Annotated in this window: 20 protein-coding genes; 8 read left to right on the top strand and 12 right to left on the bottom strand. The window is 64.2% G+C overall.

What is annotated here, in order from left to right; genetic code table 11:
* The first annotated feature begins 5 nt into the window (after positions 1 to 5).
* Entirely contained in the window at positions 6 to 419 is a 414-nt protein-coding gene (locus OKW28_RS34660) for a group II truncated hemoglobin (protein ID WP_429452122.1), read from the top strand.
* A complete protein-coding gene (locus OKW28_RS34655; protein WP_429452120.1) occupies positions 412 to 1,056 on the top strand; it encodes a DUF924 family protein in 645 nt (214 codons plus the stop codon). Before OKW28_RS34660 ends, OKW28_RS34655 begins: the two co-directional genes overlap by 8 nt.
* Positions 1,057 to 1,110: 54 nt before the next feature.
* Here OKW28_RS34655 and OKW28_RS34650 read toward each other — a convergent pair whose 3' ends face one another.
* The 11 genes from OKW28_RS34650 to OKW28_RS34600 all read right to left on the bottom strand — a co-directional run bounded on the left by OKW28_RS34650 (position 1,111) and on the right by OKW28_RS34600 (position 11,669).
* On the bottom strand, positions 1,111 to 3,162 hold the full coding sequence (locus OKW28_RS34650; RefSeq protein WP_429452118.1) for an ArnT family glycosyltransferase: 2,052 nt from the start codon (positions 3,160 to 3,162) through the stop codon (positions 1,111 to 1,113).
* A 281-nt stretch (positions 3,163 to 3,443) separates the two neighbouring features.
* Positions 3,444 to 4,190 (bottom strand): SDR family oxidoreductase, encoded by a 747-nt coding sequence (locus OKW28_RS34645; protein ID WP_429452116.1) that lies wholly within the window; start codon positions 4,188 to 4,190, stop codon positions 3,444 to 3,446.
* Between the two features lie 65 nt (positions 4,191 to 4,255).
* Positions 4,256 to 4,843, bottom strand: coding sequence for a TIGR00730 family Rossman fold protein (locus tag OKW28_RS34640; protein WP_429452112.1), 588 nt, complete (start codon positions 4,841 to 4,843; stop codon positions 4,256 to 4,258).
* 2 nt (positions 4,844 to 4,845) lie between these two features.
* On the bottom strand, positions 4,846 to 5,571 hold the full coding sequence (locus OKW28_RS34635; RefSeq protein WP_018419991.1) for a TetR/AcrR family transcriptional regulator: 726 nt from the start codon (positions 5,569 to 5,571) through the stop codon (positions 4,846 to 4,848).
* 280 nt (positions 5,572 to 5,851) lie between these two features.
* Positions 5,852 to 6,535, bottom strand: a complete 684-nt coding sequence (locus tag OKW28_RS34630) for a diacylglycerol kinase (protein WP_429452110.1) — start codon at positions 6,533 to 6,535, stop codon at positions 5,852 to 5,854.
* Positions 6,536 to 6,555: 20 nt separating this feature from the next.
* Positions 6,556 to 7,587: a glycosyltransferase family 4 protein gene (locus OKW28_RS34625; protein WP_184059774.1), complete on the bottom strand. Its 1,032-nt coding sequence runs from the start codon at positions 7,585 to 7,587 to the stop codon at positions 6,556 to 6,558.
* Positions 7,588 to 7,635: 48 nt separating this feature from the next.
* Positions 7,636 to 8,577: a UDP-2,3-diacylglucosamine diphosphatase gene (locus OKW28_RS34620; RefSeq protein WP_429452108.1), complete on the bottom strand. Its 942-nt coding sequence runs from the start codon at positions 8,575 to 8,577 to the stop codon at positions 7,636 to 7,638.
* 770 nt (positions 8,578 to 9,347) lie between these two features.
* Positions 9,348 to 9,872, bottom strand: a complete 525-nt coding sequence (locus OKW28_RS34615) for an RDD family protein (RefSeq protein ID WP_429452106.1) — start codon at positions 9,870 to 9,872, stop codon at positions 9,348 to 9,350.
* A gap of 21 nt (positions 9,873 to 9,893) precedes the next feature.
* Positions 9,894 to 10,661, bottom strand: coding sequence for a DUF3106 domain-containing protein (locus tag OKW28_RS34610; RefSeq protein WP_429452104.1), 768 nt, complete (start codon positions 10,659 to 10,661; stop codon positions 9,894 to 9,896).
* Positions 10,662 to 10,677: 16 nt separating this feature from the next.
* The gene (locus OKW28_RS34605) at positions 10,678 to 11,109 is read right to left on the bottom strand and encodes a DUF3619 family protein (protein ID WP_429452103.1); all 432 of its coding nucleotides are present in this window, start codon (positions 11,107 to 11,109) and stop codon (positions 10,678 to 10,680) included.
* Positions 11,106 to 11,669, bottom strand: coding sequence for an RNA polymerase sigma factor (locus OKW28_RS34600; RefSeq protein ID WP_090803748.1), 564 nt, complete (start codon positions 11,667 to 11,669; stop codon positions 11,106 to 11,108). Before OKW28_RS34600 ends, OKW28_RS34605 begins: the two co-directional genes overlap by 4 nt.
* Before the next feature lie 356 nt (positions 11,670 to 12,025).
* Between OKW28_RS34600 and OKW28_RS34595 the strand changes: the two genes are divergently transcribed.
* The 6 genes from OKW28_RS34595 (at position 12,026) to OKW28_RS34570 (ending at position 19,111) form a co-directional block, all read left to right on the top strand.
* The gene (locus tag OKW28_RS34595) at positions 12,026 to 13,789 is read left to right on the top strand and encodes an acetolactate synthase 3 catalytic subunit (protein ID WP_429452101.1); all 1,764 of its coding nucleotides are present in this window, start codon (positions 12,026 to 12,028) and stop codon (positions 13,787 to 13,789) included.
* A 124-nt stretch (positions 13,790 to 13,913) separates the two neighbouring features.
* Complete coding sequence (gene ilvN, locus OKW28_RS34590) at positions 13,914 to 14,405, top strand: acetolactate synthase small subunit (protein ID WP_018420000.1); 492 nt, start codon at positions 13,914 to 13,916, stop codon at positions 14,403 to 14,405.
* 105 nt (positions 14,406 to 14,510) lie between these two features.
* Positions 14,511 to 15,527 (top strand): ketol-acid reductoisomerase, encoded by a 1,017-nt coding sequence (ilvC, locus tag OKW28_RS34585; protein ID WP_008920617.1) that lies wholly within the window; start codon positions 14,511 to 14,513, stop codon positions 15,525 to 15,527.
* 132 nt (positions 15,528 to 15,659) lie between these two features.
* Positions 15,660 to 16,298, top strand: a complete 639-nt coding sequence (locus OKW28_RS34580) for a phosphatidylserine decarboxylase (protein ID WP_115102455.1) — start codon at positions 15,660 to 15,662, stop codon at positions 16,296 to 16,298.
* A 24-nt stretch (positions 16,299 to 16,322) separates the two neighbouring features.
* Entirely contained in the window at positions 16,323 to 17,195 is an 873-nt protein-coding gene (gene pssA / locus OKW28_RS34575; RefSeq protein WP_429452099.1) for a CDP-diacylglycerol--serine O-phosphatidyltransferase, read from the top strand.
* A 368-nt stretch (positions 17,196 to 17,563) separates the two neighbouring features.
* On the top strand, positions 17,564 to 19,111 hold the full coding sequence (locus tag OKW28_RS34570) for a 2-isopropylmalate synthase (RefSeq protein ID WP_018420003.1): 1,548 nt from the start codon (positions 17,564 to 17,566) through the stop codon (positions 19,109 to 19,111).
* 126 nt (positions 19,112 to 19,237) lie between these two features.
* Here OKW28_RS34570 and OKW28_RS34565 read toward each other — a convergent pair whose 3' ends face one another.
* Positions 19,238 to 20,800, bottom strand: a complete 1,563-nt coding sequence (locus tag OKW28_RS34565) for a SulP family inorganic anion transporter (RefSeq protein WP_429452097.1) — start codon at positions 20,798 to 20,800, stop codon at positions 19,238 to 19,240.
* Between the last annotated feature and the right edge of the window lie 36 nt (positions 20,801 to 20,836).

Raw genomic sequence — 20,836 nt, 5'->3', positions numbered from 1 at the left:
AGGGTATGAGCGATTTGAACGACGAAGTGTCCTCGGACAAGCCGACGGCCTTCGAACTGGTGGGCGGCGAGACGCGCGTGCGCGACCTGGTCGACCGGTTTTACGACCTGATGGATCTCGAGGCGGATTTCGCCGGGATTCGCGCGCTGCATCCGGCGTCGCTCGAGGGTTCGCGCGACAAGCTATTCTGGTTTTTGTGCGGCTGGCTCGGCGGTCCCGATCATTACATCGACCGCTTTGGCCATCCCCGTCTGCGCGCGCGGCATCTGCCGTTCGCGATCGCGTCGAGCGAGCGTGACCAGTGGTTGAGGTGCATGGCATGGGCGATGGAGGATGTCGGCTTGCCGGAACCGCTGCGCGAGCGCCTGCTCGGCTCGTTCTTCGAAACCGCCGACTGGATGCGCAACCGCAATGGCTGACACGCCGCCGCACGCCACCTCGGCACCGTACTCGGTCGAAGCCGACTATGCGGCGCTCGCGCCGCAGGCGCGCGAGGTTCTCGACTGCTGGTTCGGCGCGCCGGGCACGCCGGAGCACGGCACGGAGCGCAAGCTCTGGTTCAAGCGCGATGACGCCGTCGATACGATGCTGCGCGTACGTTTCGGTAACCTGATCGATGCGGCGAACGCGGGTGAGCTCGACGCATGGCAGAGCACGCCGTTGGGTGCGTTGGCGCTCGTCATCGTTCTGGACCAGTTTTCCCGCAACTGCCATCGCAATACGCCGCGCGCCTTCGCGACCGACGGCAAGGCGCTGCAAACCGCGCAACGGATCATCGCGAGCGGCGCCGATCGGCTGTTGCCGGACGTGCAGCATCGCGCGTTCGCGTATCTGCCGTTCGAGCACGATGAAACGCTCGCGAGCCAGCAGGAGTCGCTGCGTCTGTTCAAACAGCTTGCGGCGGAGCCGGGCGGTGACGGCTACTATCAGTACGCGCTGCGCCACGCGAAAGCGATTGAACGATTTGGCCGCTTTCCACATCGCAACGGGTTGCTCGGACGTGAATCGAGCGACGAGGAGATCGCGTTCCTGCGCGAGCCCGGTTCGTCGTTCTGAATCGACGCGGACGCGCGCGCGAGGCACTCGGCCGGCGCGACGCGTTGCGCGGCTCTACTCGTCGCCGTGCAGCTTGCCCGCCATCGGCGTGCGCACGAAGACGCGCAACAGCTCATCCGAATCGCCCGGTCGCGCACCGGACCAGAACAGCCGCCATTTGCCGGCCGGCGGCCGCGCGTTGTCGCGGCGGCTTTCCTCGATGAGCCAGGTGCAGGCGGTCGTGCGCGGATCTTCGCTCGGCTGATGCACGATGCCCGTGTAGTAGAAGAGCATCGGCGCTTCGGATTCGCCGAGTCCGGAGCTTGCCATGCAGTCACCGTCGTTCCATTGGATATCCATCTTCGCGCGGAGGTCCCGGAACACCGAGCGGTAGCTTTTCGCGTAGTCGAGCCACGGCAGCAACAGCGTGCTGACGAGCCCCCAGACGAGCATCGCGCCCGCGCACCAGCTGAGCGCGCCGCGCCATTTGCCCGCGTACTTGAACGACGGCAGCAGCCACAGCCAGCCGATCGTCAGCAGCAGCGCGCCGACGATCAGCGCGGGCGAAATCGGCAGCACCCAGTCGAGCGGCAGCCAGCGGCCGAGCAGATGCAGCGACGCATGCGTGCTCGCGGGGGTCGTCATGATCGACCAGACGATCCACGCGAGCGCGGCCGCGCTGCCGAACAGCACTCGGCTAGCCATATCCCAGCCGGTATGCAGGCGCGCCGGCAAACGTTCGACGCCCTGCATCGCGACCAGCGCGAGCGGCGCGATGAACGGCAGGATGTATAGCTCGCGAACCGTCGCCGAGCTTTGCAGCACCGCGAAACCGATACCCGCGAACAGCACCGGCAACGCGACGCGCGGATCGCGCCAGCGCCGCCATGCGCCACCGGCGAGCGCGGCCAGCGCGAGCGGTACGACCGGAAAGCCGACGCTCAGCACGGTGCGCAGTACGAACAGGTGGCTCTCGTTTTCGGAGCCGAGCTCGGCGACCGAAAAACCGAAGAAACGCCCGACGTTGTTATCCCACAGCCACACCTTGAAGAGTGCCTCTGAGCGCAGGTAGAAGCAGATCGGCCAGATCAGCGCGAACGGCGCGCAGACGAGCGCGGCGAGGCCGAGCCCGCCGGCGAAGCCGCGGCTGCGGCATGCGGGATAGAGCAGCAGCGCCGCGCAGGTGGTGGCGCCGAACACGAGCGGTACGAACAGCCCCTTGGCGAGCAGCGACACGCCCACGCCCGCGCCGAACATCGTCGCGCCGCTGATGATCGCGTGACGCCGCTCGCGGGCATCGAGCGGTTTGGTCTGCCGGGCGGCTTGCGCGTGCATCGGCAAATACGACGCGGCGCGCGGGTCGTCACGCAGATGCACGAGTACGAGTTCGAACAGTCCGCAAAAGCCGAGCGCGGCGCCGGCCATCAGCGCGACGTCGGTCATCATGTCGTGCACGTGCTTGACGACGACGAGCGTGCCGCCGAACAGCGCGAGCGTGCCGATCACGCGCAGGTCGAACCAGCTCGACGCAGCGACCGCGCGACGCGCGACCCGTGCGGTGTAATACACCGTCAGGCCCGCGAACAGCGCACTCGCGAGCCGTGCCGCATCGTGCAGCGGCAGATAGCGGCCGAACATCCACGCGAGGCCCGTGGCGACCCAATCGTAGATCGGCGGCTTTTCGACGAAGGGCTGGCCGGCATTGGTCGGCACGACGAGGTCGCCGGTATCGAGCATGTGCTGGACGATGCCGAATGTGTAGGTTTCGTCCTGCTTCCACGGTTCGTGGCCGAGAATGCCGGGGGCGAGCCACGCGCACAGGATCGCCAGCGCGACGAGCCACAGCAGCGGGCGGATCGCCGCGAGCGCGCGCCAACGCTGCAGGCCGCGCGTTGCGCGGTCGGCTGAAACGGCGGAGCCCGATGGATGGGCGGTGTCGGCGCCGTATACCGCCGCGGCCGAAGCCGCGGGGTCCCCGGCCGCCGGCTGGGTCTGCGCGCCGGCAAACGGGTGCGCGGTGCTGGCGGAAAGCGCGGCCTCGTGCGCGCCACCTGCTGGAGCGGTCGAGGTCGGGGCCGTCGCGTTGGCACTGTGCGCGCGCCAGCGCGTGGACTGCTTGTCTTGCATGGAAGTCTCTGGTCAGCGTACGCGGCGGCGTTGGCCTCGTACCATGTTTTGCTTACGTCGCCTGCGGATGCATACGATCTGGCCGATTGTAGCGCCGCATTATTACTGAAGATTACACACGAACGAACGCGCGCGCATTCGATGCGTGGCTGTGCCGGTTTCATGAGAAATCGACGCGGGTTCGTGGAGAAATAGGAAAGGGGGAGCGGGCGGGAAAGGCGCGGCCGTAGTGGACCGCGCCGAGTATTTAAGGCTTGCGCCCCGTTGCGTGCGGCATTCGCTCAGCGGCCTCCGGCGACGTCGAACAGCGCGCCCGTCACGTACGACGACGCGTCGCTGAGCAGCCACACGATGGCCTCGGCGACTTCGTCGGCGCGGCCGGGGCGGCCGAGCGGCGTGGTCGCGCCCAGTTGCGCGGCGCGCTCGGGCTTGCCGCCGCTCGCATGGATCTCGGTGTCGATCAGGCCCGGACGCACCGCGTTCACGCGCACGCCCTGCGGGCCTAGTTCTTTCGCGAGGCCGAGCGTCATCGTGTCGATTGCGCCTTTCGACCCCGCATAGTCGACGTATTCGTTCGGCGAACCGAGCCGCGCCGCCGCCGACGAAACATTGACGATCGCGCCGCCCGCGCCACCGCGCTGGGTCGACATGCGCCGTGCCGCTTCCCGTGCGCACAGATAGGCGCCGAGCACGTTGACGTCGAACACGCGTTTCAGACGCGCGAAGTCCATATCGGCGAGCTGGCTCGACGGCGCGACGATGCCGGCGTTGTTGACGAGCGCATCGATGCGGCCGAAGGATTGCTGCAGCGTATCGAACATGCCGGTCACGTCGGTTTCGTTCGCGACATCGCCGGCGATCGGCACCGCGCGGCCGCCCGCGTGTTCGACCTCTGCGACCGTCTGCTGCGCGGCGGCGAGGTCACGCACGTAGTTCACGCCGACGCACCAGCCGCGCGCGCCAAGCAGACGCGCGGTGGCACGGCCAATGCCGCGGCTGCCGCCGGTGATCAGAACAGCTTTCGTCATCGCAACCTCGTCGTTGGGGTGGTGCGTGCGCGGCGCGCTTCGCTCGGGTTCGGCGGACCCGGGATTCAGATCGCGTCGCTTCGGACCGCCGCCCATTTGTCGCGCGCGGGCGGCGCGTAGCGTTGCAGCTTGCCGATCAACGCGAGCGGATCGGCGTCGATCTGCAGCATGTCGAGATAGGTTTTGCGCAAGAAGCCTTCGTCGACCGTGTGCTGAAGCAGGTCGATCAGCGGTGCGTAGAAGCCGTCGGTGTTCAGGAGTGCAACCGGTTTGCCGTGGTAGCCGAGCTGCGCCCACGTGAAGACCTCGAACAGCTCCTCGAGCGTGCCCGCGCCGCCGGGCATCGCGACGAACGCATCGGACAGCTCGGCCATCATCTTCTTGCGATGATGCATGTCGGGCACCACGTGCAGTTCGGTCAGGCCGTTATGCCCCACTTCCTTGCTGACGAGCAGCTCGGGAATCACGCCGATCGCGCGGCCGCCTTCGGCCATCACGGTATCGGCGATCACGCCCATCAGCCCCACCTTGCCGCCGCCATAGACGAGCGCGAGATCGGCCTCGACCAGCGCACGGCCGAACGCGCGCGCCGCCTGCGCATACAACGGCTTGGCTCCCATCGAGGAGCCGCAATAGACACACACCGACTTCATGCTCAACTGTCCTTCGATTCGTTGCGAGGCGCGGCGCCTTCACGCGGCGGCAGGTAGTCGTAGAACTCGCGCTTGGGCAGCGTGCCCGATACGAGGTCGTCGAACAGCTGCCGCGAACGGCCGCGCAGGTAGGGCGCCATCAGCGAGACGATCTGCACGCTGACCTGATGCAGCTCTTCGCGGATCGCTTCCTGCTCGTTGTATTTGCGCGGATTCATCACGAACTGATATGACAGCCAGTACGTGCCGATCACGCCGACGTTGGTCGCGATCACCTGCATTTCCTGCGGCGTCGCGACCATTTCGCCGTCGGCGACGAGCTGTTCGCAGAACTGGCTCGCGAAGCGCACCTTATGGCTGATGATCTGCTTGAAGTGCGTCTCGAGCGTGCGGTTGCGCGCGAGCAGGTCGTTCAGGTCGCGGTACAGGAAGCGGTAGCGCCACGTGAAATCGACCATGTACTGCAGATACGACCACATCTCGTCGATGGTCGCGCGATGGTCGTCGGGGAAACGCAGACGCTTCTCGATCTCCTGCTCGAACTGGCTGAAGATGCTGTTGATGATGTCGTCTTTGTTGCGGAAGTGGTAGTACAGGTTGCCTGGGCTGATTTCCATTTCCTCGGCGATCGTCGTCGTCGTGACGTTCGGCTCGCCGATTTCGTTGAACAGCTTCAACGACAGTTCGAGAATCCGTTCGCGCGTGCGGCGGGGAGGTTTGGCTTCCATGTCGTCCGGCCCTGGTTATGCCGGGCTGGGCGCGTGGCGGCGTGCCGCTGCTGCGTGTTCCACCCGGATGCGGTTGGTATTTTGAGCTCTCCCGAACCCGCCGACACGCGGCGGGCCCCCCGAAAGGGCAGGATGAGGCGAGGCGCGGATCCGTTTGCGCGAGCGCTTTCCTGTGAGACCGTTAAACGATTATAAACCGAGCGTTCTAATACCCAACCGCCTGCGCGGATTTTCATCCTGTGGGGCGTGGCGAAGCGTGCGCTTCAACCCGCATCGAACCTCAAAGCCACGCGCGAACCCAGCCGACGACCAGCGGCCCGACGATGACTCCCCACGTCATCACACACATGCCGAGCGCGACCATCACGGCCGCACTGCCAAGATCCTTCGCGCGGCGCGACAACTCGTGACGTTCGAGCGAGATCCGGTCGATTGCCGCTTCGACGCTCGAATTGAGCAGCTCGACGATCAGCACGAGCAGCACCGAGCCGAGCAGCAACACGCGCGACACGGGATCGACGGGCACCACGAGGCCGCACGGAATCAGGATCGCGGCCAACGTGAGTTCCTGACGAAACGCGCTTTCCTCGCGAATCGCAACGCGAAAACCGGCCAGCGAGTTTTTCATCGCGTGCCATGCGCGCGTGAGGCCGCGGTTGCCTTTGTAGGGATTGAAGGGCAGCGGGGCGAGCGGGTCGTCGGGGCTGAGCGGTTCGTTGGGGGCGTCGTGGCTTGAGTCGCGAGTCGTGCCGTGGGTGGCGTCAGGTTGCACGCCACCCGCGACGCTGGCGCCGCCGGTCGTGGTTCTCGCGCCGTTCACCCGATGCACGGTATCCGCATGCCCGGTCATACCCGGCTCGCGTACGTCGTCGAACGGTTCGATGCTGGTGGTGTCGCGGGTGGACTCGACGGCGCGCAGTGCGCCGTTCGACGCGCCTTCGGCGCTGGATCGACTGCTTCGCATGGATGGCTCCGCGCGCCGCATCACGCAGCGGCGCTTTCCTCACGATACGCCGTGTCGCGCAGTGGCTTCAGATGCGCGGCGAATTGTGCGGACGCCGCTGCCCACGAGAAGCGCTCGGCCCATGCGCGCGCATGCGACCGATCGATCTTCAGTGCCTCCAGACACGCTTCGCGCAGATCTTCGTGCATTGCACCGGCGCCGCCGTCGCCGAGCACGTCGATCGGGCCGGTGACCGGATATGCGGCCACCGGCGTGCCGCATGCGAGCGCTTCGAGCAGCACGAGTCCGAACGTGTCGGTGCGGCTCGGAAACACGAAGACGTCGGCGGCGGCGTAGACCTTCGCGAGTTCGGCCTGCGACAGCACGCCCAGATAGTTGACCTGCGGATAGCGCGACTTCAGTTCGGCGAGCGCCGGACCTTCGCCCGCGACCCACTTCGAGCCGGGCAGGTCGAGCTGCAAGAATGCCTCGACGTTCTTCTCGACTGCCACGCGTCCCACGTACAGGAAGATCGGCCGCGCGGTGTTGAGCACCTTCGAGTCCATCGGACGGAAGATTTCGAGATCGACGCCGCGCGTCCACAGCACGACGTTCGTGAAGCCGAACTTCTCGAGGTCCTGCTTGACGACGGGGGTCGGCGCCATTACCGCGAGCGACGGCTTGTGGAACCAGTGGAGAAACCTGTAGGTCGCCGCGAGCGGGATGCGAAAGCGCGCCTGCACGTACTCGGGAAAGCGCGTGTGATACGCGGTCGTGAACGGCAGCTTGTGTTCGAGCGCATACGCGCGCGCGGCCATGCCCAGCGGACCTTCGGTCGCGATGTGCAACGCGTCGGGCGCGAAACGGTCGATGCGCTCGCGCAGCCGGCGGCGCGGCAGCAACGACAGCCGTATCTCCGGGTAAGTCGGGCACGGGATGGTGCGGAATTCGAGCGGCGTCAGCAGATCGACCTGATGGCCGAGCGCGGTGAGTTCGCGCCGGGTGTTCTTCAGCGTGCGTACGACACCGTTGACCTGCGGCTCCCATGCGTCGGTGACGATCATGATCTTCATCGCGTTGTTCATCGCTGCGGGCCCTGTGGAAGTGGAGAGTGGAAGTGCTCAGGCAGTGGCGCGGGCTTTTTGCGTGCCCGCCTGGGGCGCGCGCAGCGCAGTCCAGAAGATCACCTTGAGCTCGCCTTCATAAGTCTCGACGAGCGCCGACAGACTCTCGACCCAATCGCCATCGTTGCAATAGAGCACGCCATCGATCTCGCGCATCTCTGCCTTGTGGATGTGGCCGCAGACAACGCCGTCGCAGCCGCGGCGACGCGCTTCGTCGGTCATTACGCGTTCGAACGACGAGATGAAGTTGACCGCGTTCTTGACCTGATGCTTCAGGTATTGCGACAGCGACCAGTACGGAAATCCGAGCTTGCTGCGAATGCGGTTGAACCAGCGGTTCAGCACGAGGATCATCGTGTACAGCGTGTCGCCGAGATAGGCGAGCCATTTCGCGTGCTGGATCACGCCGTCGAACAGATCGCCGTGCACGATCCACAGCCGCTTGCCGGCGAGCGTCGTGTGGAACGCTTCGCCGCGTACGTGGATGTCGCCGAACGCGAGGTCGCAGAACTGGCGCGCGGCTTCGTCGTGATTGCCGGGCACGTAGATGACCTGAGTGCCTTTGCGCGCTTTGCGCAGCACTTTCTGCACGACGTCGTTGTGCGCCTGCGGCCAGTACCAGCCTTTCTTCAACTGCCAGCCGTCGATGATGTCGCCGACGAGGTACAGGTACTCCGATTCGTTGTGGCGCAGGAAGTCGAGCAGATATCCCGCCTGGCAGCCGCTCGAGCCGAGATGGATATCCGAGAGCCAGATCGTGCGATAGCGATGCGGATCGTCGTGGCCGTCATCGGGATGATCGGCGCGGGCATCGAGTGATGGCGTCGCGGGCTGCGGCAGGCCGTGATGAGTAGAACCCGGAGCGGGCCGGAACGCGACGGGGTCGACGCTTGGTCCGGTTTGACGAAACAGGGAAGTCGCGGACGTATTGGGGTCCATGGCTCACGCGTCGAGTGGCGGTGCCCGTATTGGGCCGGGTGCGCGTGACTTCGGCGTGACAGTCATGAGAAGTTCTTATTACGGAGGGGCCTTGGCGGGGCCTGTTTTTTCGTTGTTCTGGCCTGGTTGGCCTTTCCTTGTTGGCTTATCGGTCTATTAGCGTTGCCCCTGTGCGGGGCGGCACCTACTTTCTTTGCTGCTGCAAAGAAAGTAGGCAAAGAAGACAGCTAAAACCGCCAACTCTTAAGCGGGTCCCCTAGCTTGGAAGGGGTAGTGGTGCATCTGGAATCCGGGCTTCCGCACATTCCGCGTTCGTGACAAAGCCGTCATCCCTCCCACTCCGCACTACGTGCGTCGCGGACGGGTCTGCCTGGGAAACCAATGGTTTTGCCCGCGCAGCGGGGACCCTCGGCTGCGCCTCGGCGATGCGCCGCAACAACCGGTGGTTTTTGAAAAGGGGTTTCGGCGCGCGTAGCGCTGCCGGAAGAATGACGGCCTTGTCACTGGCGCCGAATGTGCGGGAGCACGGATTCCAGATGCACCACTACCTCATGCAGACCGAGGACCCGCTTAAGAGTTTGCGGTTTTAGCTGTCTTCTTTGCCTACTTTCTTTGCAGCAGCAAAGAAAGTAGGTGCCGCCCCGCACAGGGGCAACGCTAATAGACCGATAACAAAGCAAGGAAAGGCCAACAAAGCCAGAACAACGAAAAAAGCCCCGCCCTCACCCCGCCCAAGGAGAGCAACGCATTCGGCCCATCGCCCACGCGCGCTAGCGCCCAACCGCTACCACCCGCGTCCCCGCGAGCCGATCATGCAAAAACTGCCGCTGCGGATCAAAACGCCCACTCGCGGCCCACACCGCGAACCAGACGCCCGCAATAACAAGCGTCTGCGGCACCCGCAACCCAAGAAGTGGATGCAACGCCAGCGGCGGCAAAAACCACAACCAGGCGAACACATACCGCGCAATCGCCCGCCCAACCGAAACCGGCGCGCCATCAGCGCCAACAACCCGAAATCGCCAGGTTTTCATCGGCAGCGTCTGGCCGCCGTGCGTCCAGAACCAGACGAAGTACACGCCAACCACGAGGCCGATCCAGCCGGCGAGCAGGTTGTGATGCGCGAGCCCGTTACGCTGCTGCGTCAGCGTGCTGAACAGATAGCCGGCGAGAAACACGACGCCGAACAGAATGACCGCTTCGTAGAGCAGTGCCGCGAGCCGTCGCCGGACGGTGGGCGCCGTGCCGCCGGGTGCGGCGGCAGCCAGGGTGGGGGTGGCGAGCGGCTGGGACACGTAATGGGTTCGGGATCGGAATCAGGAGCCGTGGAAGATTGCCGGCGCTTCGGCAGGCGACACGGGCACCGGCGTCGCCGGTACGAAGCTGCCCGCCGCCGGAATCGCAGGCGTTGCCGGCAGCGAGGCCGTGGCCGGCGCGGAGGCAGCCGGCGCGGCGCTCGCCGCCGCGGCAGCACTGGCGCCGTGCTCGCGCGCATTCACGAACCGGTCGATGCCCTTGATCTCGTTGCGAGCCGATGGCGGCGCGCTGACGACGCTGGGGCGACGCTTGTGTTCGCTCGCGGCGAGTCGCTCCTTCGTTTCTTCGGGCAGTTGTTGGTACGCTTTCCACGCGTTCTGGCGCGCTTCGCGCGGCAACTCCTTCGAAACCTGGTAGTTTTCGCGCGCGATGCGGCGCTGATCGGGCGTCATGCGCACCCATTCACTCATGCGCTCATGCAGACGCTTTTGCGCATCCGGCGACATCTTTGCGTATCGCGACGCAATCTTGATCCACTTTCGCTTGCGTTCGTCGCTAAACGAATCCCATTGCGATGCGAATGGGGCCAGCGCGGCGTGGTCGGCGGCGCTCAGGCGTGACCACGCGAGGGGGCTATTGCTGCCCGGCAGGCCGGGCAATTCGACGGAAAGTGCCGGGGCGGGCGCGGGCGCGGCGACGTTGACGCCGGGCGACGGATTGCCCGCCGACGATGGGCTCGGATGAAAGCGCGGATAGGTCGCGACAAACGACACCAGGGCCGCGATCGCGCATCCGAAAACAACGGCCAGGCCGCGCTTGTAACTCACCCGAGGAATCTCCCGCTCAGTGGGCGCGTGAAAGATACGCGTTGAAGCCGTGGTCGAGATAGGCATTGAGCGGCAGGTCGTCGCTTAGCATGGCGGCATCGATATCGGCAAGTTCGGCGGTGCGCTGGTGATCTTCCCAGTACGCGATGCCGATCAGGCTCACGACCAGCGCGGCCAGCGGCCACGCGAGCGCGAAGCGGCGCAGCGGCCAGCGGCGGCGCGGCTCGAAGCCTCCCTGTGGTAGCCCCGCTATCCCGGCCGGTATGCCGGCGAACGCAGGCACGAACCCCGGCGCGCTGACGGCTTCGGGCTTTTTGCGCGCCAACGCGGCACGACGCGCGGCAGCGAGCCGGCCGACGGTGGCCGGAGGGAGGCTGGCGGTGTTTTCGTCGAGCGCGCGGCGCAGTTGACGCGCAAACTCGAGTTCTGTGTTTTCAAGGGAGCTCATAGCGTGATTCCTTTCGCCTTGAGCGCTTGCGCCAGCGTGTGAGTGGCCCGGGAGCAGTGCGTTTTCACGCTGCCTTCGGAGCAGCCCATTGCGGCGGCAGTCTCGGCGACATCCATATCCTCCCAATAACGCATGAGAAACGCCTCCCGTTGACGTGCCGGTAATTTCTGGATCTCGTTGTCGATCGACTGCAGGACCTGCTCTCGTTCGAGCTTCTGTTCGTTGCTCTCGGCGCCAGCCGAACCCGCCTCGGCCTCGAAGGTTTCCAGCGGATCGAACTCGTCGTCGTCGGCGTTGCCGAGCGACGAGAATAGACTAACCCAGGTGTTGCGTACTTTGGCACGGCGGAAATAGTCGTGCGTCGCATTCTGCAGAATACGCTGAAACAGCAGCGGTAGCTCGGCCGCCGGACGGTCGCCGTATTTCTCGGCGAGCTTGATCATCGCGTCTTGCACGATGTCGAGGGACGCATCGTCGTCCCGCACGGCGTAGACCGTCTGCTTGAATGCGCGCCTTTCGACGCCCGCCAGAAAATCGGCGAGTTCCTTGTCTGATGCCATCCGGTTGGGGTCGGCGCAGCAAGCGTGCGCGTAATCGGTCGAAAAATGTCGTAAAACTCGCGGATGCTAACAAACTTTTGCTCCGAAAGGGGTGAAACCTGCTCAAGCTTGCATTTGCACGACAGTCGACATTCCGTCCGGTCGCGCGCTCCTACGCGCGAGCCAACGGCAATATTTTCTTGACCGCGAGCGCGTCTGAAGCTATCGTCGCTGGTTCGCAACATAAGTGAGTTGTCTCAATTGAGGTGTGGCCCAAGAAGCCCGCCTGTCAACTGGACGCGCCGCTTGAACCCGAGCCACAAGCCCGGCAGAGAGCACCCGATCAATTTTTTGCCGAAAATTCGAAAGGTGAATCAATGAATATGCCCAGCGCGGAATTCTCCACGTCGGATACGACCCCCCATCGCGAAGCAGACTCTATCGGCGCCACCGTGCTCATGAAGGCACTGGCCGACGAAGACGTCGAGTTCATCTGGGGCTATCCCGGCGGCTCGGTACTCTACATTTACGACGAGCTATACAAGCAGGACAAGTTCCAGCATGTGCTCGTGCGCCACGAGCAGGCCGCCGTGCATGCCGCGGACGCCTACGCGCGCTCCACCGGCAAGGTCGGCGTGTGTCTCGTGACCTCCGGCCCCGGCGTCACCAACGCGGTGACCGGCATCGCGACCGCCTATATGGATTCGATCCCGTTGGTCGTGATCAGCGGCCAGGTGCCGACTGCCGCGATCGGTCAGGATGCATTCCAGGAATGCGACACGGTCGGCATCACGCGTCCCTGCGTAAAGCACAACTTCCTCGTGAAGGACGTGCGGGATCTCGCCGCCACCGTCAAGAAAGCTTTCTACATCGCCCGTACCGGCCGTCCCGGCCCAGTGCTGATCGACATTCCGAAGGACGTGTCGAAGACGCCGTGCCAATACGAGCCGATCAAGAGCGTTTCGCTGCGCTCATACAACCCGGTCACGAAGGGCCACTCCGGTCAGATCCGCAAGGCGGTGTCGCTGCTGCTGTCGGCGAAGCGTCCGTATATCTACACCGGCGGCGGCATCGTGCTCGCGGATGCGTCGCGTGAATTGAACCAGTTCGCCGATCTGCTCGGCTATCCGGTCACCAATACGCTAATGGGTCTGGGCGGCTACCGCTCGAGCGACAAGAAATTCCTCGGCATGCTCGGCATGCACGGCACGTACGAAGCCAATATGGCGATGCAGCACTGCGACGTGCTGATCGCGATCGGCGCGCGCTTCGACGACCGCGTGATCGGCGATCCGAGCCACTTCGCGTCGCGGCCGCGCAAGATCATCCATATCGACATCGATCCCTCTTCCATTTCCAAGCGCGTCAAGGTCGACATTCCGATCGTCGGCGACGTGAAGGAAGTGCTGAAGGAACTGATCGAGCAGTTGCAGACGGCCGAGCATGGCCCCGACGCCGCGGCGCTCGCCGACTGGTGGAAGGACATCGAAGGCTGGCGCGCGAAAGATTGCCTGAAGTTCGACCGCAAGAGCGACATCATCAAGCCGCAGTACGTGGTCGAAAAGGCGTGGGAGCTGACCGACGGCAACGCGTTCGTGTGCTCCGACGTGGGCCAGCACCAGATGTGGGCCGCGCAGTTCTACAAGTTCAACAAGCCGCGTCGCTGGATCAATTCCGGTGGCCTCGGCACGATGGGCTTCGGCTTACCGGCCGCGATGGGGGTGAAGATGGCCCATCCGGACGACGACGTGCTGTGCATCACGGGCGAAGGCTCGATCCAGATGTGCATCCAGGAGCTGTCGACCTGCAAGCAGTACGACCTGCCGATCAAGATTATTTCGCTGAATAACCGCTATCTGGGCATGGTGCGCCAGTGGCAGCAGATCGAATACAGCAAACGCTATTCGCATTCGTACATGGATGCGCTGCCGGACTTCGTGAAGCTCGCCGAAGCGTACGGACACGTGGGCATGCGCATCGAGCGCACGGCCGATGTGGAACCGGCGCTGAAGGAAGCGCTGCGCCTGAAGGATCGCACGGTGTTTCTCGACTTCCAGACCGATCCGACCGAAAACGTCTGGCCGATGGTTCAGGCCGGCAAGGGCATCACCGAGATGCTCATGGGTTCGGAAGATCTTTAACGACGGAGCGTCTGGATAACTCCAGCGCCGGCTTCGTGATGCGCGCCTTCAAAAAAGGCGAGGGCAGACGAAGCGGCGCCGCTCCGCTCGCAGACATCGACACATCATCTGGAAGAAGCGAAACATGAGACACATCATTTCCGTCCTGCTGGAAAACGAACCAGGCGCGCTGTCGCGCGTGGTGGGTCTGTTCTCCGCACGCGGCTACAACATTGAAACCTTGACGGTGGCTCCGACCGAAGACCGTTCGCTGTCGCGCATGACCATCGTCTCCGTTGGCTCGGACGACGTGATCGAACAGATCACGAAGCATCTGAACCGCCTGATCGAGGTGGTGAAAGTGGTCGACCTTACCGAGGGCGCCCACATCGAACGCGAGCTGATGCTGATCAAGGTGAGGGCGGTCGGCAAGGAACGTGAGGAGATGAAGCGGATGGCGGACATTTTCCGCGGCCGCATCATCGACGTCACCGAAAAGACCTACACGATCGAATTGACGGGGGCGAGCGACAAGCTCGACGCCTTCATCGAGGGGCTCGATTCCACGGCGATTCTCGAGACGGTCCGCACGGGCAGCTCGGGCATCGGTCGCGGCGAGCGCATTCTGAAGGTCTGACGTCGCGATCGCAAGGCCGGGCAACGCGGTATCGCCCGGCTGGCAATAACAACATTCGCAGTACCTGAATTTCTCTGAATCATCGAATCTAGCCAAGGAACCGACATGAAAGTTTTCTACGACAAGGACGCCGATCTCTCCCTCATCAAGGGCAAGCAGGTCACCATCATCGGCTATGGCTCGCAAGGCCATGCGCACGCGCTGAACCTGAAGGAAAGCGGCGTGAACATCACGGTCGGTCTGCGCAAGGGCGGCGCATCGTGGAGCAAGGCTGAAAACGCCGGCCTGCAAGTCAAGGAAGTCGCGGAAGCGGTGAAGGGCGCGGACGTCGTCATGATGCTGCTGCCGGACGAGCAGATCGCCGACGTGTACGCGAAGGAAGTCCACGCAAACATCAAGCAGGGCGCAGCGCTCGCGTTCGCGCACGGCTTCAACGTTCACTACGGCCAGGTGATCCCGCGTGCCGACCTCGACGTCATCATGATCGCGCCGAAGGCGCCGGGCCACACGGTTCGCGGCACCTACTCCCAAGGTGGCGGCGTGCCGCACCTGATCGCGGTTGCGCAGGACAAGTCGGGCGCCGCGCGCGACATCGCGCTGTCGTACGCAGCGGCTAACGGCGGCGGCCGGGCCGGCATCATCGAAACGAACTTCCGCGAAGAAACCGAAACCGACCTGTTCGGCGAGCAGGCTGTGCTGTGCGGCGGTACCGTCGACCTGATCAAGGCCGGCTTCGAAACGCTGGTCGAAGCGGGTTACGCGCCGGAAATGGCGTACTTCGAGTGCCTGCACGAACTGAAGCTGATCGTCGACCTGATCTACGAAGGCGGCATCGCGAACATGAACTACTCGATCTCGAACAACGCCGAGTACGGCGAGTACGTGACGGGGCCGCGCATCGTGACCGCTGAAACGAAGAAGGCGATGAAGGCCGTGCTGACCGACATCCAGACCGGCGAATACGCGAAGAGCTTCATCATCGAGAACAAGGCGGGCGCACCGACGCTGCAATCGCGTCGCCGTCTGACGGCCGAGCACCAGATCGAACAGGTTGGCTCGAAGCTGCGCGCGATGATGCCGTGGATCGCGAAGAACAAGCTCGTCGACCAGTCGAAGAACTAAGCGTCTTGACGTAACGAGTTCCGGCGCGGCGCTTCGGCGCGGCGGCCGGATCAGTCAAAAAGCCGTCCAAGGGTGCTGAACCCTGGGCGGCTTTTGCTATCCTACGGTTTTACAAAAACACAGAAGCCATCCATGAATTACCCTCATCCGATCATCGCGCGAGAAGGCTGGCCGTTCATCGCCATCGCGGCCGTCGTTGCATTACTGGTTCACGCCTTCGCGGGGTTCGGCTTTGCGTGGCTCTTCTGGCTGATTCTGATCTTCGTCGTGCAGTTCTTCCGCGACCCGGCGCGTCCGATTCCGACGCAGGCCAACGCGGTGCTGTGTCCTGCCGACGGTCGTATCGTCGCGGTAGAAACCGCGCATGATCCTTATGCGAATCGCGAAGCGCTGAAGATCAGCGTGTTCATGAACGTATTCAACGTGCACTCGCAGCGCTCGCCCGTCGACGGTGCGATCTCGAAAGTCGAATACTTTCCTGGCGCCTATCTGAACGCGGCGGTCGATAAAGCCTCGCTCGAAAACGAGCGCAACGCGGTCGTGATCGAAATGGCCGGCGGCCAGACGGTCACGTCGGTGCAGATTGCCGGGCTGATCGCGCGGCGGATTCTTTGCTACGTCCGTGCAGGCGAGCCGCTGACCCGCGGCCAGCGTTACGGATTCATCCGCTTCGGTTCGCGCGTCGACGTGTATTTGCCGGTGGGCAGCCGCCCGCGCGTGTCGATCGGCGAGAAGGTGTCGGCGTCGTCCACGATCCTCGCCGAGCTGTAAAGCGGCATACAGGAGGTTGTCCGAATGGCCGCATTCAAACCGCGTCGACCCCGCAGCAGTGGACCGCTGCCGCGGCCGTTTCGTCGCAACAAGCCGCCGGTGGTCATGGAGTCGCCGGTCGCCGACAGCCGGCGCGCGCAGCGTCAGCAGTTCCTCAGAAAACGCGGCATCTACCTGCTGCCGAACGCGTTCACCACGGCCGCGCTGTTCTGCGGCTTCTTCGCCGTCGTGCAGGCGATGAACGTGCGCTTCGAGATCGCAGCGATCGCGATCTTCGTCGCGATGGTGCTCGATGGCATGGACGGCCGCGTCGCGCGCATGACGCATACGCAAAGCGCGTTCGGCGAGCAGTTCGACAGCCTGTCGGACATGGTGTCGTTCGGTGTTGCGCCCGCGCTCGTGATGTACGAGTGGATCCTGAAGGATCTCGGCCGTTGGGGCTGGCTCGCGGCGTTCGTCTATTGTTCCGGCGCGGCGCTACGGCTCGCGCGTTTCAACACGAATATCGGCGTGGTCGACAAGCGTTTCTTCCAGGGCATGCCGAGCCCGGCCGCGGCGGCACTGATCGCCGGTTTCGTGTGGCTCGCCACCGACAACCGCGTGCCGCTGAAGCTCGTGTGGCTGCCGTGGGTCGCCTTCGTGCTGACCATCTACGCGGGCGTAACGATGGTGTCGAACGCGCCGTTCTATAGCGGCAAGGCGCTCGACGTACGGCATCGCGTGCCGTTCGGCGTGATCCTGCTGGTGGTGGTCGGCTTCGTGCTTGTGTCGTCCGATCCGCCGCTGATGCTGTTCGGTCTGTTCGTGCTGTACGGTCTGTCCGGCTACGTGTTCTGGGCGTATCAGGCGGTGCGCGGCCGGGCCAATCCGGCGCGTTCGATGTCGCACGACCGCTGAGGATTTGAAGCGTGCTGCATCGCAGCGATGTACGAAATACGGCAGCCTACGGGCTGCCGTTTTTCGTTGGTTGGTGCCGTCACGAGGTCGCTTCGGACAGCACCGCAGGCCGCCCCGGCGTGCATTGCGCGGTGGCTGGAATGCCGCTATAGTCGTCGGATCAGTGCGTGGGCGTGGCCGATTTTGCCGTGTCGGCGAGGCCATTTGCTGCGCCGCGCCATCATGTTTCGTTCACGCCCTTATGCGTTTTTGCATTCCGTCCGCACCAGCCGCGATCATCGTGATCGCCCTACCTTGCCAGCGGCGGCGCCCATCGTCTCATTCCAAAACCAAGTCCCACATCTGAACGACTCCCGAGGAGGCCCGACATGTCCGACAAACTGATCATTTTCGACACCACGCTGCGTGACGGCGAGCAATCGCCCGGCGCGTCGATGACGAAGGAAGAGAAGATCCGCATCGCCAGGCAACTCGAACGGATGAAAGTCGACGTGATCGAAGCGGGCTTCGCGGCCAGCTCGAACGGCGACTTCGACGCGATCCATACGATCGCCGGCCTCGTGAAAGACAGCACGATCTGCTCGCTTGCGCGCGCGAACGACAAGGACATACAGAAGGCCGCCGACGCACTGAAGCCGGCCGATCATTTCCGCATCCACACGTTCATCGCAACGTCGCCACTGCACATGGAGAAGAAGCTGCGGATGACGCCCGAGCAGGTATTCGAGCAGGCCAGGCTTGCGGTGCGTTTCGCGCGCAAGTTCACCGACGACGTCGAATTCTCGCCGGAAGACGGCAGCCGCTCGGATTTGGACTTCCTGTGCCGTGTGCTGGAAGCGGTGATCGCCGAAGGCGCGACCACGATCAACATCGCGGACACCGTCGGCTACGGCGTGCCGGAACTCTATGGCCAACTCGTGAAGACGCTGCGCGAGCGCATTCCCAACTCGCACAAGGCGGTGTTCTCCGTGCATTGCCACAATGACCTCGGCATGGCGGTCGCGAATTCGCTCGCCGGCGTGCAGATTGGCGGCGCGCGCCAGGTCGAATGCACGATCAACGGTCTCGGCGAGCGCGCGGGCAATACGTCGCTCGAAGAAATCGTAATGGCGGTGAAGACCCGCAAGGATTACTTCGGACTCGACGTCGGCCTCGACACGACTCAGATCGTGCCGGCCTCGAAGCTCGTGTCGCAGATCACTGGCTTCGTCGTGCAGCCGAACAAGGCCGTGGTCGGCGCGAACGCTTTCGCGCACGCGTCGGGCATCCATCAGGATGGCGTCCTGAAGGCGCGCGATACCTACGAAATCATGCGCGCGGAAGACGTGGGTTGGGCCGCGAACAAGATCGTGCTCGGCAAGCTGTCGGGCCGCAATGCGTTCAAACAGCGTCTGCAGGAGCTTGGCATCGCGCTCGACAGCGAAGCCGAACTGAACACCGCGTTCGCGCGCTTCAAGGAACTCGCCGATCGCAAGGCGGAGATCTTCGACGAAGACATCATCGCCATCGTCAACGAGGAATCGGCGGAAGCGCACGAGAAGGAGCACTACAAGTTTCTGTCGATGTCGCAGCATTCCGAAACCGGCGAGCAGCCGCACGCGAAGGTCGTGTTCTCGGTAGAGGGTAAAGAGATCACCGGCGAAGCGCGCGGCAACGGACCGGTCGACGCCACCCTCAACGCGATCGAAACGGAAGTGGGCAGCGGCTCCGAGCTGCTGCTGTACTCGGTCAACGCGATCACGACCGGCACGCAGGCGCAGGGCGAAGTGACCGTGCGGTTGTCGAAGAGCGGGCGCATCGTCAACGGCACGGGCACTGATCCGGATATCGTCGCGGCATCCGCGAAGGCATATTTTTCGGCGCTCAACAAGCTGTATTCGAATGCGGACAAGGTGAATCCGCAGCGCTCGGAGTAACGCGAGCATGGCGCGCCGGTAGCGCGCGATCGCTTGTGTGGATCGGAGGAGAAGCCCCGTGGTGCTCGGCACACGGGGCTTTTTTCTGCCGTCATCGCGCAGCTGCGGCGGCGCGATATGACGAAACTACTCCGCCGTCGTGCGCCGCAGCGACCAGCCGCGCGTTGCGCGGGCCTGCTCGCGGACTTGAAATCTGACGTCGACGGTAATCCCACGGCGAGGCGCATCGGCGACGAACGCGTCCAGCAGTTCGCGCACGTCGTGATCGACGAAATCGGCGCGTGTCGCATCGACGATAACGGTGGCGCCATCCGGAATCTGCTGCAGATAGTGCTTGAGCGGCACCTTGCCGAGAAACGACACGTCCTTGCGAAACGACAGCAGGTAGTGATCGCCATGCTGCGCGAGCACGATCGGGCCGCGCAGGTTTGCGTACAGCGCGAACAGCATGCTGCACAGGATGCCGAGCACGATACCGATCAGCAGATCGGTGACGAGCACACCGACGACTGTGACGATAAATGGTGCGAATGGCGCGAATCCCTGCCGCGCGAGCCCGGCGAACAACGACGGCTTGGCGAGTTTGAACCCGGTGAAGATCAGGATCGCGGCAAGGCAGGCGAGCGGGATCAGGTTGATCACGCTCGTGAGCGCGAACACGCTGACGAGAAGCAACACGCCGTGAACGATCGCCGAGAGTCGGCTTTTTGCGCCGGCATGGACGTTCGCGGAGCTACGCACGATCACCGCGGTGATCGGCAGGCCGCCGATCGCACCCGCGATCAGATTGCCCACGCCCTGCGCCTTCAGCTCGCGATCGGGAGGCGCGCGGCGGCGCTCCGGATCGATCTGTTCGACCGCTTCGAGGCTCAGTAGCGTTTCGAGACTTGCGAGGATGGCGATCGTGATCGCAACGCGCCATATGTCGGGATTGATGAGCTGGGCGAACCGTGGGCCGAAGTCGGCCGACGCGAGCACGGCCTGCAGTGCCGCGAACGACTCCAGCGACGGCAACGCGACCCGCCCTTCGGCGGGCGGTGCCAACGATGGCGCGACGAGATTGAGGGCGAGCGTCGCGCCGATGCCGAGCAGCACCACCGCAAGCGGCGCGGGCATGATGCGCACGACAGCGAAGCGGCGCAGCGCGCGCGTCTCCCAGCCGGCGAGGATCGCGAGCGACAGCAGTGTGATCAGCACGGCGGTCAGTGAGATTGGGCCGAGCGGCGTTGCGACCGCCGCCGCCGACTGGCCGGAGTCGGCGGTGCCGGACAGCCCCAGCCCAACGGGGAGCTGCTTGAGGATCAACAGCACGCCGATGGCCGCGAGCATCCCCTTGATCACCGGCGACGGCACGTAGGCGGCGAACCGGCCGGCCTTGAGCATGCCGAAGCCGAACTGGATGACGCCCGACAGCAGTACGGCCAGCAGGAAAGCGGAAAAGCCGCCAAGCCGTGCGATGCCGTCGACGACGATCACGACGAGGCCCGCGGCCGGGCCGCTCACGCTCAGACGCGAGCCGCTCAGCGCGGCAACCACGAGCCCGCCAATGATGCCGGACACCAGTCCGGCAAACGGGTCGACGCCCGATGCGTGAGCAATGCCGAGGCAAAGCGGCAGGGCCACCAGAAAAACGGCCGTTCCGGCGAGCACGTCGCTCTGGAGCGCGGAGAAAGAGGTTTGATTATCCATGGTGTCGAAGAGCGAGAGGTGGGACGATGGGCGACG

Source organism: Paraburkholderia sp. 40 (assembly GCF_050434105.1).
In the GTDB taxonomy this organism is placed as follows: Bacteria; Pseudomonadota; Gammaproteobacteria; order Burkholderiales; family Burkholderiaceae; genus Paraburkholderia; species Paraburkholderia tuberum.
The sequence above is the reverse complement of the archived record's forward strand: the minus strand, read 5'-3'. Positions and strand labels throughout refer to the sequence as shown.

Bases quoted from the DNA above. Each gene is read 5' to 3' on its own strand.
- OKW28_RS34660 (WP_429452122.1), top strand. From the start codon at position 6: ATGAGCGATTTGAACGACGAAGTGTCCTCGGACAAGCCGACGGCCTTC.
- OKW28_RS34655 (WP_429452120.1), top strand. From the start codon at position 412: ATGGCTGACACGCCGCCGCACGCCACCTCGGCACCGTACTCGGTCGAA.
- OKW28_RS34650 (WP_429452118.1), bottom strand. From the start codon at position 3,162: ATGCAAGACAAGCAGTCCACGCGCTGGCGCGCGCACAGTGCCAACGCG.
- OKW28_RS34645 (WP_429452116.1), bottom strand. From the start codon at position 4,190: ATGACGAAAGCTGTTCTGATCACCGGCGGCAGCCGCGGCATTGGCCGT.
- OKW28_RS34640 (WP_429452112.1), bottom strand. From the start codon at position 4,843: ATGAAGTCGGTGTGTGTCTATTGCGGCTCCTCGATGGGAGCCAAGCCG.
- OKW28_RS34635 (WP_018419991.1), bottom strand. From the start codon at position 5,571: ATGGAAGCCAAACCTCCCCGCCGCACGCGCGAACGGATTCTCGAACTG.
- OKW28_RS34630 (WP_429452110.1), bottom strand. From the start codon at position 6,535: ATGCGAAGCAGTCGATCCAGCGCCGAAGGCGCGTCGAACGGCGCACTG.
- OKW28_RS34625 (WP_184059774.1), bottom strand. From the start codon at position 7,587: ATGAAGATCATGATCGTCACCGACGCATGGGAGCCGCAGGTCAACGGT.
- OKW28_RS34620 (WP_429452108.1), bottom strand. From the start codon at position 8,577: ATGGACCCCAATACGTCCGCGACTTCCCTGTTTCGTCAAACCGGACCA.
- OKW28_RS34605 (WP_429452103.1), bottom strand. From the start codon at position 11,109: ATGAGCTCCCTTGAAAACACAGAACTCGAGTTTGCGCGTCAACTGCGC.
- OKW28_RS34600 (WP_090803748.1), bottom strand. From the start codon at position 11,669: ATGGCATCAGACAAGGAACTCGCCGATTTTCTGGCGGGCGTCGAAAGG.
- OKW28_RS34595 (WP_429452101.1), top strand. From the start codon at position 12,026: ATGAATATGCCCAGCGCGGAATTCTCCACGTCGGATACGACCCCCCAT.
- ilvN (WP_018420000.1), top strand. From the start codon at position 13,914: ATGAGACACATCATTTCCGTCCTGCTGGAAAACGAACCAGGCGCGCTG.
- ilvC (WP_008920617.1), top strand. From the start codon at position 14,511: ATGAAAGTTTTCTACGACAAGGACGCCGATCTCTCCCTCATCAAGGGC.
- OKW28_RS34580 (WP_115102455.1), top strand. From the start codon at position 15,660: ATGAATTACCCTCATCCGATCATCGCGCGAGAAGGCTGGCCGTTCATC.
- pssA (WP_429452099.1), top strand. From the start codon at position 16,323: ATGGCCGCATTCAAACCGCGTCGACCCCGCAGCAGTGGACCGCTGCCG.
- OKW28_RS34570 (WP_018420003.1), top strand. From the start codon at position 17,564: ATGTCCGACAAACTGATCATTTTCGACACCACGCTGCGTGACGGCGAG.
- OKW28_RS34565 (WP_429452097.1), bottom strand. From the start codon at position 20,800: ATGGATAATCAAACCTCTTTCTCCGCGCTCCAGAGCGACGTGCTCGCC.